The organism is Sphaerisporangium sp. B11E5, assembly GCF_039871875.1.
Taxonomy (GTDB): domain Bacteria; phylum Actinomycetota; class Actinomycetes; order Streptosporangiales; family Streptosporangiaceae; genus Sphaerisporangium.
Map to the genome: position 1 here is coordinate 1 of NZ_JBDPMD010000052.1, position 22,954 is coordinate 22,954.

16 protein-coding genes and 2 pseudogenes are annotated in these 22,954 nt (G+C 73.6%); 13 read left to right on the top strand and 5 right to left on the bottom strand.

Annotated features, from left to right (window positions below):
• Positions 1–294 (bottom strand): annotated as a pseudogene (locus tag ABGB17_RS32335) (hypothetical protein); the annotation flags it as partial.
• A gap of 176 nt (positions 295–470) precedes the next feature.
• On the opposite strand from ABGB17_RS32335, the gene ABGB17_RS32340 reads away from it, so the two are divergent.
• From ABGB17_RS32340 to ABGB17_RS32360, 5 genes and pseudogenes are all read left to right on the top strand, one after another.
• Complete coding sequence (locus ABGB17_RS32340) at positions 471–2,126, top strand: hypothetical protein (protein ID WP_347636923.1); 1,656 nt, start codon at positions 471–473, stop codon at positions 2,124–2,126.
• 15 nt (positions 2,127–2,141) lie between these two features.
• Positions 2,142–2,270: a hypothetical protein gene (locus tag ABGB17_RS32345; RefSeq protein WP_347636924.1), complete on the top strand. Its 129-nt coding sequence runs from the start codon at positions 2,142–2,144 to the stop codon at positions 2,268–2,270.
• A 12-nt stretch (positions 2,271–2,282) separates the two neighbouring features.
• Positions 2,283–3,098 (top strand): glycosyltransferase, encoded by an 816-nt coding sequence (locus ABGB17_RS32350; RefSeq protein WP_347636926.1) that lies wholly within the window; start codon positions 2,283–2,285, stop codon positions 3,096–3,098.
• 7 nt (positions 3,099–3,105) lie between these two features.
• The gene (locus ABGB17_RS32355) at positions 3,106–4,416 is read left to right on the top strand and encodes a glycosyltransferase family 4 protein (RefSeq protein WP_347636928.1); all 1,311 of its coding nucleotides are present in this window, start codon (positions 3,106–3,108) and stop codon (positions 4,414–4,416) included.
• An 80-nt stretch (positions 4,417–4,496) separates the two neighbouring features.
• Positions 4,497–6,416, top strand: a pseudogene (locus ABGB17_RS32360) (alpha-(1->3)-arabinofuranosyltransferase family protein); the annotation flags it as partial.
• Positions 6,417–8,498: 2,082 nt separating this feature from the next.
• Here ABGB17_RS32360 and ABGB17_RS32365 read toward each other — a convergent pair.
• A complete protein-coding gene (locus ABGB17_RS32365) occupies positions 8,499–9,923 on the bottom strand; it encodes an acyltransferase (protein ID WP_347636930.1) in 1,425 nt (474 codons plus the stop codon).
• Here ABGB17_RS32365 and ABGB17_RS32370 point away from each other — a divergent pair.
• Positions 9,922–11,061 (top strand): DUF3068 domain-containing protein, encoded by a 1,140-nt coding sequence (locus ABGB17_RS32370; protein WP_347636932.1) that lies wholly within the window; start codon positions 9,922–9,924, stop codon positions 11,059–11,061. The genes ABGB17_RS32365 and ABGB17_RS32370 overlap by 2 nt on opposite strands.
• Here ABGB17_RS32370 and ABGB17_RS32375 read toward each other — a convergent pair.
• Positions 11,024–11,758 carry a class I SAM-dependent methyltransferase gene (locus ABGB17_RS32375; protein WP_347636934.1) on the bottom strand — a complete coding sequence of 245 codons (735 nt, stop codon included), beginning with the start codon at positions 11,756–11,758 and terminating at the stop codon, positions 11,024–11,026. The genes ABGB17_RS32370 and ABGB17_RS32375 overlap by 38 nt on opposite strands.
• 136 nt (positions 11,759–11,894) lie before the next feature.
• Here ABGB17_RS32375 and ABGB17_RS32380 point away from each other — a divergent pair, with 136 nt between their 5' ends.
• Together ABGB17_RS32380 and ABGB17_RS32385 are read left to right on the top strand one after the other, a co-directional pair.
• A complete protein-coding gene (locus ABGB17_RS32380; RefSeq protein WP_347636936.1) occupies positions 11,895–12,830 on the top strand; it encodes a DUF3068 domain-containing protein in 936 nt (311 codons plus the stop codon).
• 358 nt (positions 12,831–13,188) lie between these two features.
• On the top strand, positions 13,189–14,304 hold the full coding sequence (locus tag ABGB17_RS32385) for a nitronate monooxygenase family protein (RefSeq protein ID WP_347636938.1): 1,116 nt from the start codon (positions 13,189–13,191) through the stop codon (positions 14,302–14,304).
• A gap of 7 nt (positions 14,305–14,311) precedes the next feature.
• Here the strand turns inward: ABGB17_RS32385 and ABGB17_RS32390 are convergent, their stop codons facing one another.
• A complete protein-coding gene (locus ABGB17_RS32390) occupies positions 14,312–15,127 on the bottom strand; it encodes a crotonase/enoyl-CoA hydratase family protein (protein ID WP_347636940.1) in 816 nt (271 codons plus the stop codon).
• Positions 15,128–15,348: 221 nt separating this feature from the next.
• On the opposite strand from ABGB17_RS32390, the gene ABGB17_RS32395 reads away from it, so the two are divergent.
• Positions 15,349–16,893, top strand: coding sequence for an acyl-CoA synthetase (locus tag ABGB17_RS32395; protein WP_347636942.1), 1,545 nt, complete (start codon positions 15,349–15,351; stop codon positions 16,891–16,893).
• Positions 16,883–17,785: an OB-fold domain-containing protein gene (locus tag ABGB17_RS32400; protein WP_347636944.1), complete on the top strand. Its 903-nt coding sequence runs from the start codon at positions 16,883–16,885 to the stop codon at positions 17,783–17,785. The genes ABGB17_RS32395 and ABGB17_RS32400 overlap by 11 nt, the downstream gene beginning before the upstream one ends.
• Positions 17,786–17,825: 40 nt before the next feature.
• Here ABGB17_RS32400 and ABGB17_RS32405 read toward each other — a convergent pair whose 3' ends face one another.
• Positions 17,826–19,016 (bottom strand): transposase, encoded by a 1,191-nt coding sequence (locus ABGB17_RS32405; protein ID WP_347636946.1) that lies wholly within the window; start codon positions 19,014–19,016, stop codon positions 17,826–17,828.
• A 148-nt stretch (positions 19,017–19,164) separates the two neighbouring features.
• On the opposite strand from ABGB17_RS32405, the gene ABGB17_RS32410 reads away from it, so the two are divergent.
• Genes ABGB17_RS32410 through ABGB17_RS32420 form a run of 3 tightly spaced genes read left to right on the top strand, consistent with a single transcriptional unit; the run spans position 19,165 to position 22,952 of the window.
• Positions 19,165–20,187 (top strand): lipid-transfer protein, encoded by a 1,023-nt coding sequence (locus ABGB17_RS32410; protein WP_347636948.1) that lies wholly within the window; start codon positions 19,165–19,167, stop codon positions 20,185–20,187.
• A complete protein-coding gene (locus tag ABGB17_RS32415) occupies positions 20,187–21,335 on the top strand; it encodes a thiolase domain-containing protein (RefSeq protein ID WP_347636950.1) in 1,149 nt (382 codons plus the stop codon). The genes ABGB17_RS32410 and ABGB17_RS32415 overlap by 1 nt, the downstream gene beginning before the upstream one ends.
• Positions 21,336–21,362: 27 nt before the next feature.
• Positions 21,363–22,952 carry an acyl-CoA synthetase gene (locus tag ABGB17_RS32420; protein ID WP_347636952.1) on the top strand — a complete coding sequence of 530 codons (1,590 nt, stop codon included), beginning with the start codon at positions 21,363–21,365 and terminating at the stop codon, positions 22,950–22,952.
• The last annotated feature ends 2 nt before the right edge of the window (positions 22,953–22,954 follow it).

The window sequence follows — 22,954 nt, forward strand, 5'->3', positions numbered from 1 at the left end:
GTCATAAGGCGCCACCCGCGCCACCCCCCACACCACCGCGAACCCCCCAGGCATGAACTGCCCCCAGTGCACCCGCCCCAGATATCCGAGATCGAACCCCGACTCCCACGCCCGCGCCACGAACTCGAAGTCGTCCTCCCGGAAGAACCCCTCCCGCACCACGAACCACTTGCCCGCGACCCCCGCAAGGATCAACACGCCACCCACGACCAGCCCCAGGCCCCGTCCCCGGCCCGCCCGCCCACCGCCGGCCGACGCCTCCGCCCCGGCCTCCGTAGCACTCCGAGAGCTCACGCCACCCGCCATCTCCCCTAGGCCCCCCGAAAGAAGGCCGGTATATCACGCACCCCCCTGACCCGGGCAACGCTCATCTTCCCGGTAGCTCACCTTCCCGGACATGGACGGGGCGCCGTGCGGCGAAATCGGGGCCGTTGTACGGCGGAGTGCCTGGTATCCGGCAGGGTGGGGGGATGGTGCGGCGGTGGTGGCCTCTGGGGGCCGGGCTGGTGCTCGGGCTGCTGGTGCTCGGGCCGGGGCTGAGGCCGGGGTTCGTGCTGGTGTACGACATGGTGTTCGTGCCGGAGCCGGTGTTCGGGGGGACCGCGTTCGGGCTGACCGGGACGTTGCCGCGGGCGGTGCCCAGTGACGCGGTGGTGGCGGCGCTGGGGGTGGTGTTGCCGGGGGAGGTCGTGCAGAAGGGGATCTTGCTGGGGATCTTCGTGCTGGCGTGTTCCGGGGTGGCGGCGTTGCTGGAGAAGGAGCGGGGCGCGGTACGGCTGGCGGGGGCGGTGTTCTACGCGTGGAACCCGTTCGTCGCGGAGCGGTTGTTCCTCGGGCAGTGGGCGTTGTTGCTGGGGTACGCGGGGTTGCCGTGGGCGGTGCGGGGGGTGCTTGCCGGGCGTCGGCGTGGCTGGGTGGCCGGGGTGCTGCCGGCCGCCGCCGGGGGGTTCATGGCGATGATCGTCACGGCGCTGACCGTCGTCCCGGTGGCGGGGCGGGGGCGCCGGTGGCGGGTGGCGGGGGGGTGTCTGGCGCTGAGCTTGCCGTGGGTGGTGCCGAGTTCGCTGGCGGGGCGGGACGTGCCGGCGGATGTGGCGGGGGTGGGGGCGTTCGCGGCGCGGGCCGATTCGCCGTTCGGGGTGTACGCGAGCCTGTTGTCGTTGTCGGGGGTGTGGAACGCGGAGGTGGTGCCGGGGGGGTACGACGCGGTGGTGCCGTCGGCGCTGAGGCTGGTCGTCGCGGTGGCGGCCGTCGCGGGGTTCGTCATGGGGCGCGATCTGCCGGGGCGGCGGGGGCTGCTCGTCGCGGCGGGGGCGGGGTTCCTGGTGGCGGCGCTCGGGACGGTGGAGCCGGGGCGGGCGTTGTTGCGGGGGCTGATCGAGTTCTGGCCGGGGTTCGCGGTGCTGCGGGACGCGCAGCAGTACCTCGTGCCGCTGGCCTTGGTGCAGGCCCTCGGGGTCGCGGCGGTCACGCGGTGGTTGCTGGCGGGGGAGACGCGAGGACACGTCCGGGCGGGGGTGGCCGTGGTGACGGCGGTGGGTCCTGTGCTCCTGCTGCCGGGGCTCGCGTTCGGGGGGTTCGGGCGGCTGGACGCGGTCCGGTACCCGCAGGACTTCGACCGGGTGCGGGCCGTGGTGGCAGGAGATCGCGTCGCGGGGGACGTCCTGCTGCTGCCGTGGGAGTCCTACCGCCGTTACACCTGGAACCGGGGCCGCGCCTCACTGGATCCCCTGCCCCGGTACCTGCCCCGCCGGGTGGTGTGGAACGACGCCGTGCGCGTGGGGGACGTCGTGATGGGCACCGAGGATCCCCGGGCACGGGAACTCGGGCCGGTGGTACGGGGCCAGGGGGCCGTGACGGAGGAGCTGCGGCGGCGCGGCGTGCGGTTCGTCGTCGCGGACGAGCCCCGCGAGTGGAACCTGTTGCAGGGGCGGTTGCCGGGAGCCGAGCTCACCTACGCCGGTACGCACCTCAGGCTCTACACGATCAACGACCCCGTTCCGCCGCAGGCAGAGGGACAGAAGTGGCTGGTAGTGGGCTTGGGATGGTTTGTTGCTTTTTCGTATATCTGCTTCCATCTTGTTGGATCGCGTTCTAATGTCGGCTGCACGCGAAACCAGGGCTAGCCGAGGAGCCGAGTGATGCGCCTGCTCATAGCGATAGTCGCCGGGGTCTTGCTCGCGCTGGGGGCCAGTGTGAGTGTGGTCAACCTCGCGGCGCCCTCCCCGGTCCCGGTGAACAAGCCGTTGTACAACTACGGCACCCGCTGACGCGGCCGCGCCATGGTCTCCCCCCAGGCCGGCGGCGCGCCCGGCGGCCCGGCCCTGCTGGAACTGGTGGTCCCCGCGTTCAACGAGGAGGACCGCCTTCCAGCGGGGCTGGCCGCGCTGTGCGCGAAGCTCGCCGAGATCCGTGTCAGGGCCCGCGTCATCGTCGTCGACAACGCGAGCACCGACTCCACCCCGGCCATCGTCCGCGACTGGCCCCGGTCGCCGGTCCCGGTGCGGCTGGTGCACTGCGCCCGCCGGGGCAAGGGCGCCGCCGTGCGCGCCGGGCTGCTCGCCACCACCGCGCCGCTCGTCGGGTTCTGTGACGTGGACATGGCCACGGACCTGTCCGCGCTCGACCCGGCGATGGCCCTGCTCGGCATGGGGTACGCCGCCGTCATCGGCTCGCGCGCCGACCCCGCCTCGGTGGTCGAGGCACGGCACAGCGTGCTGCGCAAGGTGGGCGCCACGGTGTTCCGGGGGCTCGCCCGCCAGATCGTCGGCGACATCGGCGACACCCAGTGCGGCTTCAAGCTGTTCCGCGGCGCCGAGGCCCGCGAGGTCGCCACCCTGCTGCGCTGCGACGGCTTCGCGTTCGACGTCGAGCTGCTCGCGCGGTTCCGTGAGCGGGGGCTCGCCGTGCGGGAGATCCCGGTGCACTGGCGCGACGTCTCCGGCTCCACCTTCTCCTGCCTGCGCCACGGCCTCGGTGTCTTCGCCGAGATGGGCGCCATCTGGCTGGACGTCGGGTTCTCCGCCCGCGGCGCGGGGCTGCGCCCCCTGCCCGCGCCGCGCGCCTCCTACCGCGACTCGGCCTCGACGGCCGCCTAAGGTCCGCATGCCCGTCCGGGAGGTGGCGCTGTCGGCGCCCGGCTGGCCGCCGGGACTGCCGGGCCGGCGTGTCGCGGTCGTCAACTGGCGCGACCCGTGGCACCGCTCGGCGGGCGGCGCCGAGGCGTACGCCTGGGAGATCGGGCGCCGCCTCGCGGAACGGGGCGCCGAGGTGACGTTCGTGACCGCCCGCGACGAGGGCCAGGCCCGCACGGAACGGGTGGACGGCATCGACATCGTGCGCCTCGGGGGTGTCTTCACCGTGTACCCCCGGGTGCTGGCCTGGCTGGCGCGCCGCCGCGGCCGGTTCGACGCGGTGCTCGACTGCCAGAACGGCATCCCGTTCTTCACCCCGTGGGTCACCCCGCGCCGCGTCCCGGTGGTGTGTGTCATGCATCACGTGCACGACGCGCAGTTCGGTGTGCACTTCCCCGGCTGGATGGCGCGGGCCGGACGGTTCCTGGAGGGCCCGGTGGCGCGGTGGGCGTACCGGAACCGGGTGTGCGCGGCCGTGTCGCCGTCCACCGTCACCGCGATGCGGGAACGGCTCGCCTGGACCGGCCCGATCCATGTGGTGCCGAACGGCGGCGACCCGCCCGCGTTCCGGCCCGTGCCGCCGTCCGAGCGGCCGTCCCTGGTGTGCGTGGGACGGCTGGTGGCGCACAAGCGGGTGGAACGCCTCATCGAGGCCGCCGCCGCGCTGCGCGCCGAATGGCCCGGCCTGGTGCTGCACGTCGTCGGCCGCGGCCCCGAGCAGGAGCGCCTCCAGCGGGTGGCGGCCGGCCTGGGGGACCTGGTGCGGTTCCACGGCTTCGTGACGCCTGAGGAGAAGGCCCGGCTGGTCGCCTCGTCCTGGCTGCACCTGTCCGCCTCCCAGGGTGAGGGCTGGGGGTTGAGCGTGCTGGAGGCGGCGGCCCTCGGCGTCCCCACGGTCGCCTACGATGTGGACGGCCTGCGCGACGCGGTGCGCGACGGACGCACCGGCCGCCTGGTGCGCCACGGCGAGTCCCTGGAGACCGTGGCCGGCGCCCTGCTCAAGGAGGTCGCGGCCCGGCGCGCCGAGATCGCCGCCGAGTGCCGCTCCTGGGCGGCCCGGTTCGGCTGGGACGCCAGCGCCCGCCGCATGGCCCGGCTGCTCACGCTCACCGACGTCGGAGAAGGGGAGGCGTACGTGGTCCGCTACCGCGCCGCCGCCACCGAGCACGCCGCCGTCATCGAGTGCACCACCCCGGCACGGATCCACGCGGCCGGCCTCGGCGAGATCCTCGAACTACGCCCCGCCGGCCCGCAGGAGATCCTCCTGGGCGAGCCGTGCTGAACGGCGGCCGCGACGATCGGCCGCGAACCGGCTTCGACGAGCGGCTGCGCGGGCGGCTGCACCGGCTGGCCTGCTCGCTGATGCTGGTGACGCTCGCCATGCTCACCCAGCCGGGGCGGCTGATCAGCGACACCAAGATCGACCTGGCGATGACCCCGGCCGTGTTCCTCGGCAGGGCCGTCGAGTTGTGGGACACCGCGCAGTTCGGCCAGTTGCAGAACCAGGTGGCCGGCTACCTGTTCCCCATGGGCCCGTTCTTCCTGCTCGGCAGGGTCGCCGGGCTGGACGGCTGGGTGGTGCAGCGGCTGTGGATGGCCCTGCTGCTGGTGCTGGCGTTCCTCGGCGCGGAACGGCTCATGGCCCGGCTCGGCGTCGGCACCCCCCGCACCCGGCTGATCGGCGCCCTCGCCTACGCCCTGGCGCCGCGCGCCCTGACCATGGTCGGCGTGTTGTCGGCCGAGTTCCAGCCGGCCGCGCTGCTGCCGTGGATCCTGCTGCCGCTGGTCACCGCGGCCCTCGGCGGCAACCGCGTCATCTGCGCCGCCCGCTCCGCGTTCGCGGTCGCCCTGTGCGGCGGGGTGAACGCCGCCGCCGTGGTCGCGGTGCTGGTCGTCCCGGGCCTGTACATCCTGACCAGGGACGGCTCCGTCCGCCGTCCGCGCCTTCTCGCCTGGTGGGCACTCGGCGTCGCGCTGGCCACCGTCTGGTGGACGCTCCCGCTGCTGCTGTTCTCCCGGTACGGCTTCTCGTTCCTGCCCTACACCGAGAGCGCGGGCACCACCACCGCCGTCACGTCCCTGCCCAACGTGCTGCGCGGCACCCCCGACTGGGTGTCGTGGATCTACTCGGGCGCCGGCCCGTCCGAGCCGGTCGGCTTCGAGCTGGCCACCGCCCCCCTGCTCGTCGTCGCCACCTGCGTCGTCGCCGCCCTCGGCCTGACCGGCGTGCTGCGCCGCGACCTGCCCGAGCGCCGCTTCCTCGCCCTCGCCGTGCTCGCCGGCACGCTCATCGCGGTGAGCGGCCACATCAGCGTGCTCGAGCCCGGCTTCGCGCCGTACGTCCGCGACCTGCTGGACGGCCCGCTCGCCCCCCTGCGCAACCTGCGCAAGTTCGACGCCGTGCTCAGGCTCCCCCTCGCCGTCGGCCTCGCCCACCTGCTCGCCACCGCCCGCCGGAGGACGGCCGCGCGGCCACGCCCGGTCCTCGCCGGGGTGGCCGTGGCCGCGCTGGCCGCCACGGTGGCGCCGGCCGTCACCGTGGGCATGGCCGCCACGGGTTCGTTCCGCGACCTGCCGGACTACTGGCGCGAGGCCGCGACGTGGCTGAACGACCGCGCCGGCCAGCAGGGCGTGCTGGCCGTCCCCGGGTCGCGGTTCGGCGAGTACACCTGGGGCCGGCCCATGGACGAGCCGCCGCAGCAACTGCTCACCGTGCGGTGGGCGCAGCGGCAGGTCGCCGCGGCGGGCTCCCTCGGCCTGGTCCGCCTGCTCGACGCCGTCGACCAGCGGCTCAGCACCGGCTACGGCTCCCCGGGCGTCGCCCCCGTGCTGGCCCGCATGGGCGTGCGCTACCTGCTGGTCCGCAACGACCTGGAGCGCCGCGAGCTGACCGGCGCCTGGCCCGCCCGCGTGCACCAGGCCCTGGACGCCTCCCCCGGCCTCACCAAGGTCGCCGAGTTCGGCCCCCCGTCCGGCGGCGGCTGGACCGACGACGCGCTGGACGGCCTGGACCAGCGCTACCCCTCCCTGGAGGTGTACGAGGTCGCCGGCGCGGGCCCCGCCGTGTCGCTGCTGCCCCAGGACGACCTGGTCCGGCTGTACGGCGGCCCCGAGGGCCTGCTGACCCTCGCCGACCACGGCCTGCTCGGCGACGGCCCGGTGGCGCTGGACGGCGACGACGCCGCCGGGGCCGAGCCGCGCCAGGTGTTCGTCACCGATTCCCTGCGCAAGCGCCAGCGCCAGTTCGGCGAGCTGCGCGTCTCCATGTCGCCCACCCTGACGGCGGGGGAGACGCCCCCCAAGGTCGGCGCGGTGGACGACTACGTCGAGGACGGCTGGAAACCCTACTGGGCGACCGCCCGCTACCAGGGCGTCGCCGGGGTCTCGGCGTCCTCCTCGGCCTCCGGCCCCGAGGCGATCCGCGACCTGCACACCGAGGGCGCCCTGCCGTACGCGGCGATCGACGGCGACCTGCGCACCGCCTGGCGCTCCGGCGGCTGGGGCGGCGCGACCGGCCAGTGGCTCCGGGTGGACCTCGGCCGCCCGCTGGAGGTGCCGGAGGCCCGGGTCACCTTCGTGGACGACCCGGCGCTCGGCCCGTTCCCCGCCAGGGTCGCGGTGGAGACCGACGCCGGCCGTCTGGAGCAGGACGTCGCGCGGACCGGCGGGCCGCAGCGGCTCGCCGTCCCCAAGGGCCGCGCCACCTGGCTGCGCGTCCGTGTGCTGTCGGTGGGCGGCGCGCCGGACGCCGCCGGGGACGGCACCTCGGTCGCGATCGCCGAGCTGTCGGTGCCGGGCCTGCTGCCGTCCCGCACCTACGTGTCCCCGGCCGTCGAGGTGCCCGACGACGGCCAGTTCCTCACCCGGGCCCCCGAGGGCGCGGCCTGCGTGCGGGGCTCGACGCGGTGGGTGTGCTCGCCGTCCCTGGCCCGGCCGGGGGAGGAGGGCCACGCCTTCGACCACGAGTTCACCTCCGCCACCAGCACCACCCGCGCCGTCTCCGGGTACGCCGTGCTGCGCGACCCCGCGCTTGCCGACCGGTACACCCGTCCCGGCGGCCCGCCCGAAGTGCGCGGCACCAGCGCCTGGTCGGACGACCCGGCCGTGCAGCCCCGCTCGGCGTTCGACGGCGACCCCGCCACCACGTGGGTGACCTCGGCGAAGGACACCTCACCCGGGCTGACCATCGCCTGGCGGGGGCAGCGGACCATCAGCCGCATCACGGTGCGGCGCCCCCCGACCGCGCGCCCGCCGACCTCGGTCATCGTCACCGGCGCGGACGGCACGGTGCGCGGCAACTGGATCGACGACGACGGCGTGGTGACCTTCCCCCGCCTGCGCACCGACCGCCTCTCCCTGCGGTTCGCCGGCCCCGGGTCGTTGCAGGTCAGCGAGGTCGTGGTGCCCGGCGTGGACCCGCTGCCCGACATGTCGCGCGAACGGTTCACGCTGCGGTGCGGCCTCGGCCCCACCCTGCTGGTCAACGGCGCGCAGGTGCGCAGCCGCGCCGAGGGCACGTTCGGCGACGTGCTGGCCGGCCGCCCCCTGCGGTACGTCACCTGCGGCGCCGCACGGGTCACCCAGGGCCGCAACCGCGTGTTCGTCTCCCCGCTCGACCCGTTCCGGGTGGACTCGGCCGTGCTGACCGGCACCCCGGCGGCCCGCCCGGCCCGCCCGCTCGGCGGCTCCGCCGTGGCCCGCGACTTCGCGGGCGTCACCCGTACCGTGGACGTGACCGCGCCCGCCGCGTCGTACCTGGTGGTCGCCGAGAACCACAACCCCGGCTGGCGGGCCACCCTCGGCGGGCAGGTGCTGCGGCCGGTGCGGATCGACGGGTGGCGCCAGGCGTGGGCGGTGCCCGCCGGGTCGTCCGGGCGGGTGACGCTGACCTTCGCGCCGGGGCCGCTGTTCCGGTGGACCATCGTCGCGGGCATCGCCGGCCTGGTGCCGGTGCTGTTCTTCGCGCTGCTGCGGGTGGCCGGGCGCCGCCGCGCCGAGCCGGGACGCTGGGCGGGCGCTGACCGCGTGACCGTGCTGGTGGCCGGGGCGGCGGCCGGGTTGTGGGCGGCCGGGCCGGCGGGGCTGGTGGTGGTGCCGCTGTCGGCGTGGGTGTTCACCCGGGCACGTGGCCCGGCGCCGGCCGCCGGGACCGGGCAGGTGCGTGGGGCCTGGCCCCGGTCTCCCGGCGAGGCGCGGCAGCGGGTCCACGGCGACGAGGCCGCCTGGCGGCAGTGGGTCCCCGGCGCCGCCCTGGTCGCCTCCGGGCTCGCCCTCGTGTACGGCCGGGGCGTGCTGCTCGCCGACGCGCTGCCGCAACTGCTCGCGCTGCCGGTGCTCGGCGCGCTGCTCGCCGTCCTGGCGCGCTCAGGCGGCGCGGCGCCGGCGGGGCAGGCGGCGGCCGGCCAGGCGGAACGGCTCCTCGATGGCGAAGTAGGACACCGTGGCGACGGCCGGCGTGATCAGGCAGACGATCAGCAGCACCGGCCAGAACTCGCCGGTGCGCGGCTCCCAGCCGAGCGTGCGGTACAGGACCGCGATCACGAAGACGTGCCACAGGAACACGCTGTAGGAGATCCGGCCGAGGAAGGCGGGCACGGTCCCGCCGAGGACCCGGCCCACCGGCGTTGACGCGCCGTCGCCGAGGGCCAGCGGCGCCACCGTGAACAGCGCGACCACCGCGTAGAGCACGGTGCGGAAGAACGACGTCCAGAACGTGTCCACGCCGAGCACCCGCGGCCCGGTGAGCTCGGTGCTCGCGATGACGTACGCCAGCCCCGCGATCACCCAGCACGTCACGGCCGACCCGGCGACCGTGCGGCAGAACCGGCTCACCGGCCCGTCCCCCCGCTCGGCCCGCGCCCACGCGGCCACCACCGCCAGCATCATGCCGGGGCAGAACCAGACCCAGTACCGCACCACGAACGTCCCCGCCAGCGGCCGCCACGTGGGCACGTAGACGAACAGCAGGTACAGCAGGGACACCGCCGTGAGGCCGCCGAGCGCCAGCAGGGCCCGCCGCGCCCGCACCGCCGGGCCCGCCCCACCCCTGGCCGCCACCCGCGCCACGGCCCACGCGATGAGCGGCAGCGTGACGTAGAACGCGGCCTCCACCGCCAGCGTCCACATCTGGTACAGCCCCTCGGGCCCGGAGCCGCGCCACCACGGGTCGGGGTCGTACGGCGGCAACATCAGGAACCACTGGGCCCACGTCCACGGCGACCGGGTGTGCTGCGGGCTGAAGAACAGCAGCGCCACCGTCACCACCACCCAGTACGCGGGCAGCACCCGCAGGGCCCGGCGCGCCAGGTAACCGCCGACGTGCGGCCCCGGGGAGCCGCGCAGCAGCGCCGAGGCCCACGGCCGGTACAGCAGCAGCCCCGACAGCAGGAAGAAGACGGCCACCCCCGCGTCCCCCCGCACCAGCAGCCAGGCCGTCGCGGAGTCCTGGAACGCGATGCCCGTGGTGGCGGCGACATGCAGCAGCAGCACCCCGAGCGCCGCGACCGCCCGCATGCCGTCCAGCGCGGCCTGGTGCCCGCCGACCGGCGGGCCTAGGCGCGACCGTGGCCGCCGCTCGCTGATCGTCTCCGCCATCCTGGCCACCCTCGCGTAGGATTTGCACACTTTAGCGAACGGCACAGTGATCGCCCAGGTCCTCAGGCCGGCGGCGGCACGGGGGCGCGGCCGTGCGGCGGTGAGCGACAGGCGGACGAGGCGGCGGGACGAGGCGGCGGACGCGGCGGAATGAGGCGGCGGAGGCGGCGGGCGCGACAGAGGCAGGGGGCTCATGGGGCGATCGGTCGGGCCGGTCCTCATCCTGCTCGGAGCGTTCCTGTTGAGCGGGGCGGCGCTGGTGCGGTTCTACGTCGCCGAGCGGGTGCTCGGCGCGCGGCCCGACGTGTACGCGGTGGTGGAGACCGAGGCGCGCGGCGCGACGTACTTCGACCCCGGCACGGCCTCGGTGCGCACCGGCCCGCTGCGCGGCACCACCACCCTGCGCGGCGACGTCGGGGCGAGCGGCCCCCGGCGGGTGGTGTGGGACGCGTTCACCGAGCTCGCCGCGGCGGACGGCTCACCGGTCTCCTACACCCAGGAACGCGCGGCGTTCGACCGGCGCACCGGCCTCGCGGTCGCCTGCTGCGGCGAGTCCGCCGCCGGCCGCCCGGTGCCGCACTCCGGCCTGGTGTTCCGCTGGCCCTACGGCGCCGCCCCGCGCGACACGTCCCTGTGGGACGTCACCACACGCCGCGCCCACCCGGCCCGCTTCGCCGGCGCCGACACCGTGGCGGGCCTCGTCGTGTACCGCTACGTCAGCGAAATCCCTCCCACCGCGGTGGCCTCCCGCACCCTCCCACCCGGCCTGCTCGGCCTGCCCGCCACCAAGGAGACACCCGGCTCCAAGCACGCCCCTGGCTCCGAGGACGCCTCCGGCTCAAAGGCGCGCGGCTCCAGGGACGCGGCCGGCTCCAGGGACGCGGCCGGCTCCAGGGACGCGGCCGGCTCCAGGGACGCGACCGGCTCCAAGGACGTGCGCGGTGCCCGGGACGCGCCCGTCTCCGACGTCCCCGTCACCCTGTGGGCTCGGGCGACCCGTACGTACTGGGTGGAGCCGGTCACCGGCACCCCCGTCAGGGCCGAGGAGCACGTGCGCCAGGCCTACCGCACCGCCGACGGCCGCGAACGTCTCACCGTGCTGGACGGCACCCTGGAGTACACCGCGGAGCAGGTGGCGGCGAGCTCCGCCGCGGCCCGCGCCGAGATGGCCCGGGTGCGCGCACTGACCGGCACCGTCCCGCTGGTGGCCGCGATCGGCGGCGCCGTGGCCCTGCCGGCCGGCGCCGTCGCCGCCCTGCTGACCCGCAGGCCCCGGGTGCGCGCCCACGGCCCGGTCAGCGGCGCCGCAGCACCAGCATCAGGTTCCAGGTGAGGAACTCCCGCAGCCCGGGGACCCGCACCAGCGGCCGGGACCAGGACGGCAGGTAGCGCGGGGCGGCGGCCACCACCGTCACGTCCGGGTGGCGGGACGCCCACCGCAGCGCGGCGCCGACCGACACGGGGTAGAGGCTGCTGCCGTAGCGGTTCTTCGGCGGCCTGCCGTGCGCCCGCTCGTAGCGGCGCGCCGCGCGGTGCCCGCCGAGGTAGTGCCACGGCGAGGTCTCGTGCCCGCCCCACGGCGACAGCCAGTTGGTGAACGCCAGGTACACGACGCCGCCTGGCCGGGTGATCCGCACCATCTCGGCCGCCATCCGCCACGGGTCCGGCACGTGTTCCAGCACGTTGGAGGAGAAGCACACGTCCACGGCGGCGTCCCGCACCGGCAGGGCGAGCGCGCTGCCGAGCACCGCGCCCGGTTGCGGCGCCCCGGTGCCGGCCAGCTCGCCCGCGTCCGCGTCCAGCCGCACGCACCGCGCGCCCCTGGCCTCGAAGGCGCGGGCGAAGTACCCGGGGCCGCCGCCGACGTCCAGCACCGTGCGCCCGGCCAGCGGGGTGTACCGCTCGAGCTGCGCGGTGGTGTCGGCGGCCAGCAGCGTGTAGTAGCCGTCCTGGTCGAGCTGCTCGGTGGTGAACGCGCGGAACAGCCGGACCGACCGGGCGAGGCCGTCCGCGGCGGGGGCGGCGGGCATCAGGTAGAACTCGTTTCTATCAATTTGGCGGCGGCGTGGTGACGGGGGCCACACCGAGGAATACCATCTCGGGCAACATACGCGCTATTCGACAAACCGTCTTAGTACGGATGCCATGGCCACCCGGAGGAATCGGATGCGGCGAATCACTATCACCGGTGTCGTACTCATCGCGATCGGGGCCTTCCTCGTCACCCTCGCGCCCCTGGTGCGGTTCTACGCGGCCGGCAAGCTGATCGCGGCGCCCGCCGACCAGTACGGCATCACCAAGCTGCGCGCCGACAACGCACAGTACTTCAGCACCGGTGACCTGAAGGTCCTCACCGGCAACCTTGACATCACTGTGACAACCCGCGGCGACGTCGAGGCCGCCAAGGGCGACGACGTGGTGTGGGACGAGTTCACAGCGGTGAACGACGTCACCAACAACAAGCAGGGCATCTCGTACGCCCAGCGCCGCAGCGCGTTCAACAAGTACACCGGCGCCGGGGTGAACTGCTGCGGCGCCAACGTCGAGAAGGAGCCGGTGCAGCTCACGGGCCAGATCTACCTGTTCCCGTTCAGCACCGAGAAGAAGACCTACCCGGTGTTCAACTCCTCCACCCGCAAGGCTTTCGACGCGAAGTTCGTCGGTGAGGACACCGTCAACGGCGTGCCGGTCTACAAGTTCGAGCAGACCATCCCGCCCACCAAGATCCAGACGCTGACCGCGCCCGCCTCGGTGCTCGGCATGACGCAGCCCGGCGACGTGCAGGTGGACCGCTGGTACGACGGCACCGTCACGTACTGGGTGGAGCCGGCCAGCGGCACCCCCGTGCAGCAGGAGCAGCGCCGCCACGAGGTCCTGAAGACCCAGGACGGCGTGGAGCGCTCGGTGGCGTTCGTCGCGACGGCCCGGTACACGCCGGAGTCGGTGAACGAGCTCGTGGCCAAGGCGACGGACGCCAAGGGCCAGATCAACACGCTCAAGGTCACCGTGCCGCTGGCCCTCCTCGCGGTGGGCCTGCTCTTCATCCTGGCCGGCGCCCTGCTCGCCGCGCGCCGCCCGCGCCGCCGGGGCCACGAGGCCTGAACGGGCCGCGCACCCGCGGCGACGGAGCCTGAGCGCTCCGCGCACCGGGTGCACGGGGCCTGAAGGAGCCGCGCGTCCGGGGCCACGAAACCTGGACGCGCGAGGGGCCGCGAAGGCCCGCACCGCGCCGTCCGCGCCACGGTGAAAAGGCCGGGGGAATCACTCCCGGCCTTTTCCGCTTTCCGGGCCGAGGCCCATGACTGCCCCCCTGACCGCATGTCGGGAACATCAAAGTAGAACATGTTCTGCCGCAATTGCCGCCCCGTGGAGCGTGACAGGTTACCCGCTGGTAGCACCGGCTCCGTTTTCTAGCTAGAACACGTTGCAGTTCCGTCGTGCGTGGCCGTACATTCGACGCATGCGGACACGTGTCACCGACATGTTCGGGATCGAGCTGCCGATCTTCGCCTTCAGCCACTGCCGGGACGTCGTCGCCGCGGTCAGCCGCGCCGGCGGCATGGGTGTGCTCGGCGCCCTCTACTTCACCCCGGAGGAGCTCGAAGTGGAGCTCTCCTGGATCGACGAGCACGTCGGCGGCAAGCCGTACGGCGTGGACGTCGTCATGCCCGCCTCCTACGCCGGGGCCGACCTCGGCGTCGACTCCCCGGAGGACCTCGTCGCCCGGCTCCAGGGGATGATCCCGGACGGCCACCGCCGGTTCGTCGAGAACCTGCTGTCCGAGCACGGCGTGCCCCCGCTGTCCGAGCACTCCGACGCCGGCCGCGTGCTGCTCGGCTGGACCGACGCCACCGCCCGCCCCCAGGTGGAGACCGCGCTCAAGCACCCCATCGCGCTGCTCGCCAACGCCCTCGGCCCGCCGCCCGCCGACGTCGTGGAGCTGGCCCACGCCCGCGGCGTCAAGGTGGCCGCGCTCGCCTCCACCCCCCGGCACGCCGTCAAGCAGGTCGAGGTCGGCGTGGACGTGGTCGTCGCCCAGGGCACCGAGGCGGGCGGCCACACCGGTGAGATCTCCACGATGGTCCTGATCCCGCAGGTGGTGGACGCCGTGGACGTCCCCGTGCTCGCCGCGGGCGGCATCGGCTCCGGCCGCCAGATGGCCGCCGGGCTCGCCCTCGGCGCCGAGGGCGTCTGGACGGGCTCCTTGTGGCTGACCGTCGAGGAGGCCGACACCCCCGAGCTGGCCAGGCGGCGCATCCTGGAGGCCACCTCGCGCGACACCGTGCGGTCGCGGTCGTGGACCGGCAAGCCCGCCCGCCTGCTGAAGAACGCCTGGACCGACGCCTGGGAGTCGGCCGAGTCGCCCGGCACGCTGCCGATGCCGCTGCAGTTCATGCTGATCTCCGGGGCGCTGCGCCGCATCTCCGACGCCGGCGCCGGCGAGTTGTCCACGTTCCCCGCCGGGCAGATCATCGGCGCGATGAACCAGGTCAAGTCCGCCAAGGACGTCGTCTTCGAGCTGGTCGAGGAGTACGTGGACGCCGTGGAGCGCCTGGACCGCCTCACGAGGGACTGAGCGGGTGCTACTCGCCGCGGTAGACGGCCGGGCGCTTCTCGCGGAACGCCCGCGCGCCCTCCTTGGCGTCCGCCGAGCCGATCACCGGCCAGCCGATGGCGTCGGAGACCTTCAGCGCCTCGGTCTCGGCCATGCCGAGCGTCTCGCGGTAGGCGCGCAGGATCGCCTGGGTGGCGAGCGGCCCGCACGCCGCGACCTGCTCGGCGATCTCGCGCGCGGCGGCGAGCGCCTGGCCGTCCGGCACGACCTTGTTGACCAGGCCCATCCGGAGCGCCTCGGCGGCGCCGACGGCCCGTCCGGTGAGCAGCAGGTCCATGGCGAACGCGTACGGGAGCTGCCGCGGCAGCCGCACGGCGCTGCCCCCCATGGGGAACAGCGCACGCCGGGCCTCGAACAACCCGAGCGTCGCCGACTCGGCCACCACCCGCAGGTCGGTGCCGACGAGCAGCTCGGTGCCGCCCGCCACCGCGTATCCCTCGACCGCGCACACGATCGGCTTGGCCGGCAGGGCGTCCTCGCCGCGCAGCAGCCCCTTCCAGTGGTAGTCCGGGATCTGCGCGGCCCGCTCCCGCACCCGCGGGTCGGCGGACGGCGTGGCCATGGCCTTGAGGTCCGCACCCGCGCAGAACGTGCCGCCCGCGCCGGTCAGGATGCCCACGCGGACGTCCGGCTCGGCGGAGATGTACGCCCAGGCGTCGGCGAGGCCGACCAGCATGTCGGACGACAACGCGTTCCTGGCCTCCGGCCGGTTCATGGTGACGACGACCAGGTGGCCGTCCCGCTCGACACGGCAGTGCGGGGTGCTGATGGGCAGCAGATCCATGAGGTTCCTCCATGTCGGCGGGGGGTCAGGCCCGTTGTGCTAGAGCAAGCGCTTGATCGTCTCAGGTGGCCGGGGTTAGGCTGCGGACACGAACTAGAACAGATTCTTATTCGGGACACGCCCGACGCGCCAGGGCTTGTCGGGGACAGCGGGAACGTGCTTCACTGCGGCGCATTCGGGGGACATCACGACGGAACCGGACACCGGACAAGGGAGTTCCGATGGGGTCGCTCGGTTTCTGGAGGCTCGCGCAGGCGGACCCCGATCGGGTCGCGGCGGTCGATCCGGACGGCACAGAGCACACCGCCGGAGAGCTGCACGCCCGCGCCAACCAGGTGGCGCACGGCCTGCGCGCCCTCGGTCTCACGCCGGGCGACGGCTTCTGCGGGCTGATGCCGAACGGCGTGGACGGCCTCGTGCTGTACCTCGCCGCCCTGCAGTCCGGGTGGTACTACACGCCGGTCAACTGGCACCTGACCGGCCCTGAGATCGCGTACATCCTCACCGACAGCGAGGCCAAGGCGTTCGTCGCCCACGAGCGGTACGCCGAGGAGGCCGCCCGCGCCGCCGAGGCGATCGAGCCGCACCGCAGGTTCTCCCGCGGTGCGATCGACGGCTTCCGCCCGGTGGCCGAGCTGGTCGAGGGCATGCCGGCCACCCCGCCCGAGGGCCGCACCATGGGCGCCACCATGCACTACACCTCCGGCACCACCGGCAGGCCGAAGGGCGTGCGCCGGCCGCTCGCCCCCATCGACCCCGACGACGGCGCCGAGATGATGACCGGGCTGCTCGGCATCTTCGGCGTCACCCCGGCCGGTGACAACGTGCACCTGGTCACCTCGCCCAGCTACCACACCGCGGTCACGCAGTTCGGCGGCACCGCGCTGCACATGGGGCACAAGCTGGTCTACATGGACAGGTGGGACGCCGAGGAGATGCTCCGGCTGTGCGAGCGCCACCGGGTGACCAACTCCCACATGGTGCCCACCCACTTCAAGCGGCTGCTCTCCCTGCCCGACGAGACACGTCACAAGTACGACCTGTCCTCACTGAAGTGGATGATCCACGCGGCGGCGCCCTGCCCCGTCCCGGTCAAGCAGGCGATGCTGGAGTGGTGGGGCGACTGCGTGTACGAGTACTACGCGGCCACCGAGGGCGGCGGCACCGTCGCCACCCCCGAGGGCTGGCGCAAGCACCCCGGCACCGTCGGCACGGCGTGGCCCTTCAGCGAGATCCTCGTCGTGGACGACGCGTACGAGCCCGTACCGCCCGGCGTTCCCGGCACCATCTACATGAAGATGGCCGGAGTTCAGTTCGAGTACAAGGGCGACCCCGCCAAGACCGCCGCCAACCGCCTGCGCGACCACTTCACCGTGGGGGACATCGGCTACCTGAACGACGAGGGCTACCTGTTCCTCTGCGACCGCAAGGCCGACATGATCATCTCGGGTGGCGCCAACATCTACCCCGCCGAGATCGAGAACGAGCTGGTCGTGCACCCCAAGGTGGCCGACGTCGCCGTGTTCGGCATCCCCGACGAGGAGTGGGGCGAGCAGATCAAGGCGGTCGTGGAGCCCGCCGCCGGCGTCGAACCCGGCCCGGAGCTCGCCGCCGAGCTGCTGGCGTCCCTGGAGGGCCGGCTGTCGAAGATGAAGTGGCCGCGCAGCATCGACTTCGTCGAACGGCTGCCGCGCGAGCCCAACGGCAAGCTCCTCAAGCGCAGACTCCGCGACCCCTACTGGGAGGGCCACGACCGTGCCATCTGAACCGCTGGTCGCCGAGCACGCGCTGGAGTTCCCCGGCGGGTACACCCGGACGACCGGGCCGGTCATCGGCCGCTTCCTCACCGAGCTGCGCGACGGGCGCCTCGTCGGGGTGCGCACGGCGGAGGGCCGCGTGCTGGTGCCCCCGCTGGAGTACGACCCGCACACAGGGGAGCCGGTGACCCAGGAGTTCGTCCCGGTCGGCCCCACGGGCACCGTGCGCACCTGGGCCTGGGTGGAGGAGCCCCGCCCCGGGCACCCGCTGGACCGGCCGTTCGCGTGGGCGCTCATCGACCTGGACGGCGCGGACACCGCGCTGGTGCACGCCGTGGCCGCGGGCGGCGTCAAGGCCATGCGCCCCGGCCTGAGGGTCCGTCCCCGGTGGCGGCCCGAGGCGGACCGCACGGGCCACATCACCGACATCGCCTGCTTCGTGCCCGAGGTCACCACCATGGTGTCCCCGCAGCGCACCGAGTACCGCGTGATGCCGGGCCGGTCGCTGCAGCGCTTCCTCGAAGGCGTGCGCGACGGCGTGTTCCTCGCCGGGCGCTGCGCCGCGTGCGACAAGGTGTACGTCCCCTTCCGCACCTCGTGCCCGTCCTGCGGCTCACGCATCGAGGAGGAGGTCGAGCTGCCGGACACCGGCACCGTCACCACCTTCGCGATCAACAACCTGCCCGACCCCCGGGCCCCCGAGGTGCCGTTCGTGTCCGCGTACATCCTGCTGGACGGCGCGGACGTCGAGATGATCGTGCTGATGGGCGACGTGCCCGCGCACGAGGTGCGCCAGGGCATGCGGGTGCGCGCCGTGTGGGTGCCGCCGCAGGAGCGCACCCTGTCGATGAGCAACGTCAAGTGGTTCGCGCCCACCGGCGAGCCGGACGTCGCGCTTTGACATCCTCCCCCGCCTGAAGGTGGGGGATTCCAACCCATTCCTACGCTGAGAGGAGGGCAGGTTGAAGTTCGCAGTGCACCGGCCCGCCATCGCGTGGCCCTTCCCGCGCAGACACGGCATGCCCTGCCGCCAGCTTGATGTTGCGTGCCGCGTTCACGTCGGCATTGCAGGCGTATCCGCAGGACCGGCAGCGGAAGGCGGCTTGGCTCTCGCGCGCCTTCGCGTCGACGGTCCCGCATGCCGAGCATCGCTGGCTCGTGTACGCGGCGTTGATCTTGATGATGCGGCCGGGGGCTTTGTGCTCCAGCCGCTCGACCAGTGCGCCCCAGCCGGAGGCGAGGATGCTCCGGTTCAGGGCCGCCTTCTGGCGGACGTTCCTGCCCGGTGCTTCGATGGTGCCCTTCGAGGAGCGGGTCATACCCCGGACGTTGAGATCTTCGACGCCGATCACGTCAAACCTGCGGGCCAGGTCGGTGCTGGTCTTCTCGACCCAGTCCTTGCGCCGGTCGGATTCGCGGGCCTTCAGCCGGGCGATAGCCGCCTTCACTTCCGCCCGCCGGTTGGAACTTCGCCGGGCGCGCGCCAGCTTGCGCTGGAGGCGCCGCAGCCGCGCCGTCTCGCTCTCGCGCAGACGGGGAGCGGCCAGCAGCTCTCCGGTGGACAGGGCGGCCGCTACAGCGATGCCCCGGTCCACGCCTACCGTCTCGCCCGTGCCGGGAACGGGGATCGGTTCCGGTACGGCGGCGTAGGCGACATGCCAGCGGCCTGCCCGGTCGCGGGCGATGCGGTAGGACTTCACTCCGTCGGGGACGGGACGCGACCAGCGGAACCGCACCCAGCCGACCTTAGGGACCTTGATCTCGCCGACGTGACGGGACAGGCGGCGCACGTCGCCCGGTTTGACGGCGACGATCCGGAAGCTCTCGCTCTGGCCGCGCTTGCGCCAGGTCGGCTTGCGGTGGGTCTTGCCGAAGAAGTTCGCCATCGCCTGCGCGAAGTCCTTGAGCGCCTGCTGCTGGACGATGATCGACCCGGCTCGCAGCCACTCGGACTCCGCTCGCGCTTCGGTCAGCTGGCGGCACTGCTCGGCGAACCCCGGGGCGGACTTCAGCCCAGGCCGCCAGTGGGCGTGCTGTTCGACGGCGAGGTTCCACACGAACCGCGCGTGCCCGCAATGCTCCAGCAACGCCGCCTCCTGTGCAGGCGTGGGCTGAAGCCGGTAGCGGGACATGCCGATCAACCTACCGACCGCCACCGACAAAACCGGGAGATCACAGTGTCCGGCCGTTCCGGCTTTCCTCCCCGCCCTGAAGGACAGGGCCTCCAGCCTGTAGGTACCTGGTGAGCCCCGCTGTGAGCCCGAGGAAGGGGAACGCCCGGTGCGAGAAGTAGCCGTCGTCGCGTTCGCGCAGACCAGGCACACCGGCCACGACGAGGGGCTGTCGGAGCCCGAGCTGATCGCGCCGGTCATCGAGGAGGTCAAGCGGGCCTCCGGCCTGTCGCGGTTCGGCTTCACCTGCTCGGGGAGCTGCGACTACCTGGCCGGGGCGCCGTTCTCGTTCGTGTCCGCGCTGGACGCCGTCGGGGCCTGGCCCCCCATCTCCGAGAGCCACGTCGAGATGGACGCCGCGTGGGCGCTGTACGAGGCGTGGGTGCGGCTGCAGCACGGCGACGTGGACTCGGCGCTGGTGTACGGGTTCGGCAAGTCGTCGCTGACCGACGTGCGCGAGGTCATGACGCTGCAGCTCGACCCGTACTACCTGGCGCCGCTCGGCCTGGACCAGGTGTCGTACGCCGCGCTGCAGGCGAGCGCCCTCGGGGCCCCCGAGGCGGAGCTGCGCGAGATCGCCCGGCGCCGCCGCGCCGAGGGCCGCGCCAACCCGTTCGCGCTGCACCTGCCCGACCCCCCGGACGACGACCCCTACCAGGTGCGCCCTCTGCGGGCCGCCGACGTCGCGCCCCCCACCGACGGCGCCGCCGCCGTGGTGCTCGCCGCGGGCGACCTGGTCAGGCGGATCGCGGAACGGCCCGCGTGGATCACCGGCATCGCGCACCGCGCCGAACCGCACTACCTCGGCATGCGCGACCTGTCCCGCTCGGCGTCCGCCGCCGACGCCGCCCGCGCGGCCGGCGTCGGCAAGGGCCCCGTGGACGTCGCCGAGCTGCACACGCAGTTCAGCCACGAGGAGATCATCCTGCGGGAGGCGCTGGGCCTCTCGGAGGACGTCGTGATCAACCCCTCGGGCGGCCCGCTCGCCGCCAACCCCGTCATGGCCACCGGCCTGATCCGCGTCGGCGAGGCCGCGCGGCGCGTCATGGACGGCGCCGCGGCCCGCGCCGTCGGCCACGCGGCGTCCGGGCCGTGCCTCCAGCAGAACCTCGTCACCGTGATGGAGGGCTGATGGCCAACCGCTGCGCCGTCATCGGCGTCGGGCAGACCCACTACCGCACCCGGCGGCACGACGTGTCCATCGCCGGGCTGGTCCGCGAGGCCGCGCTGCGCGCGCTGGAGGACGCCGGGCTGACGTTCAAGGACATCGACGCCGTGGTCATCGGCAAGGCCCCCGACCTGTTCGAGGGTGTCATGATGCCCGAGGCGTACCTCGCCGACGCGCTCGGCGCCGCCGGCAAGCCGGTCACCCGGGTGCACACCGCGGGGAGCGTCGGCGGGTCCACCGCGCTGGTGGGGGCGTCCCTCATCCAGGGCGGGGTGCACGAGCGGGTGCTGGTCGTGGCGTTCGAGAAGCAGTCGGAGTCCAACGCCACCTGGGCGCTCAGCACCCACCTGCCGTTCACCGCCTCGCTGGTGGTGGGGGCGGGCGGCTACTTCGCGCCGCACATCCGCGAGTACATGCGCCGCTCCGGCGCCCCCGACCACATCGGCACGCTGGTCGCCGTCAAGGACCGGCAGAACGCGCTGAAGAACCCGTACGCGCACCTTCGCATCCCCGGCATCAGCCGCGAGATGGTCGAGTCCACGCCGATGTTGTGGGAACCGATCCGGTACCTGGAGACCTGCCCGTCGTCCGACGGGGCGTGCGCCATGGTGCTCGCCGCCGAGCACAAGGTGACCGGCACCCCCGCGTGGGTGCACGGCACCGCCATGCGCTCGGAGCCGATCTTCCGGGCCGGACGCGACACGGTGAGCCCGCAGGGCGGCAAGGACTGCGCGGCCGACGTGTACCGGCAGGCCGGGGTCACCGACCCGCGGCGCGAGATCGACGTCGCCGAGGTGTACGTGCCGTTCTCCTGGTACGAGCCGATGTGGCTGGAGAACCTCGGGTTCGCCGGCGACGGCGAGGGATGGAAGCTCACCGAGTCCGGCGCCACCGCGCTGACCGGTGACATCCCGTGGAACGCCTCCGGCGGCGTGCTCAGCTCCAACCCCATCGGCGCGTCCGGCCTCATCCGCTTCGCCGAGGCCGCGCTCCAGGTCCGCGGGCAGGCCGGCGACCACCAGGTGGACGGCGCACGGCTCGCGCTCGGGCACGCCTACGGCGGCGGCGCCCAGTTCTTCGCGATGTGGATCGTTGGCAGCGACCGGCCGTGACCGGGCGCGTCCGTCAGGAGGGCCCCGATGGAGTTCAACCACGCCGACCTGTTCGAAGGGCTGGCGGACGCGGTGGGGGAGCGCGTCGCCGTCGTCTGCGGGGAGGACCGCCTGACGTACGCCGGACTGGAAGCCCGGGCCAACCGGCTGGCCCACCGCCTGATGTCCGCCGGCGTCGGCCGCGGCGACCACGTGGGCATCCAGCTCTACAACGGCGTCGAGTACGTCATCACGTTGCTGGCCGCGCTGAAGATCCGCGCCGTGCCCATCAACGTCAACTACCGGTACGTCGAGGCCGAGCTGTACTACCTGTACACCGACTCCGGCGTCGTCGCCCTGGTCTACGACACTGAGTTCGACGACCGCGTGGCCGCCACCGCGCCCCGCTGCCCCGCGCTGCGCACGCTGATCGCCGTCGGCGGCCCGTCCCAGGTGGACGGCGCCCTGACGTGGGACGACGCCCTGGCCGGCTGCTCCGAGGGCCGGGAAGGCTTCCCCGTGCGCTCCGAGCGGGACGTCTACATCATCTACACCGGTGGCACGACGGGCATGCCCAAGGGTGTCATGTGGCACACCCGCGACCTGTTCATGGCCTTCGGCGGCGGCAACCCCTGGGGCGCCCCGCACACCCGGCCCCAGCAGGTCATCGACACCGCGCTGGGCTCCGGCCCGCTGATCATGATGCCCGCCGCGCCCCTGATGCACGGCGCCGCCCAGATGGCCACGTTCATCTCGTTCTGGATGGGCTCCACGGTCGTCTACGTCCGCAAGTTCGACGCCGCCGACGTCTTACGCGCCATCGCCCGTGAGAACGTCCTCACCCTGAACATCACCGGCGACGCCATGGCCCGCCCCCTGGCCGACGAGATCGCCACCGGCGCCTACGACCTGTCCTCGCTGAAGGTGCTGAGCTCCACCGGCGCCATCCTCACCGGCGTCGTCCGCGACCGCCTCCAGGAACTCCTGCCCGACGTCCTCATCATGGACAGCTTCGGCAGCACCGAATCGGGCTACACCGCGTCGGCCGTCGCGGGTTCGTCCCCCGAGTCCGGCCTGAAGTACCAGCCCAACGCCACCTGCACCCTCGCCGTCCTCGACGACACCCTGACCCCCGTGACCCCCGGCTCCGGCGAGCTCGGCACCGTGGCCAAGTCGGGCGACATCGCCTTCGCCTACTACAACGACCCCGACAAGTCCGCCGAGACCTTCGTCACCGACAAGGACGGCACCCGCTGGCTCCTCACCGGCGACCTCGCCACCGTGGAGGAGGACGGCACCATCTACGTCTACGGCCGCGGCTCCCAGTGCATCAACACCGGAGGCGAGAAGGTCTTCCCCGAAGAGGTGGAAGCCGTCCTGAAGGGCCACCCCGCCGTCTTCGACGCCGTGGTGACCGGCATCCCCGACACCCGCTGGGGCAGCCGGGTGGCCGCCGTCATCGAGCCCCGCCCCGGCCAGGCGCCGACCCCGGACGACCTGGACACCCACTGCCGCCACCGCCTCAGCGGCTACAAGGTGCCGAGGACCTACGCCTTCGTGGAGAAGATGCACCGCTCTCCCGCCGGCAAGGCGGACTACCGCTGGGCCCGGGAGACCGCCCTGAACGCCGCGACCTGAAC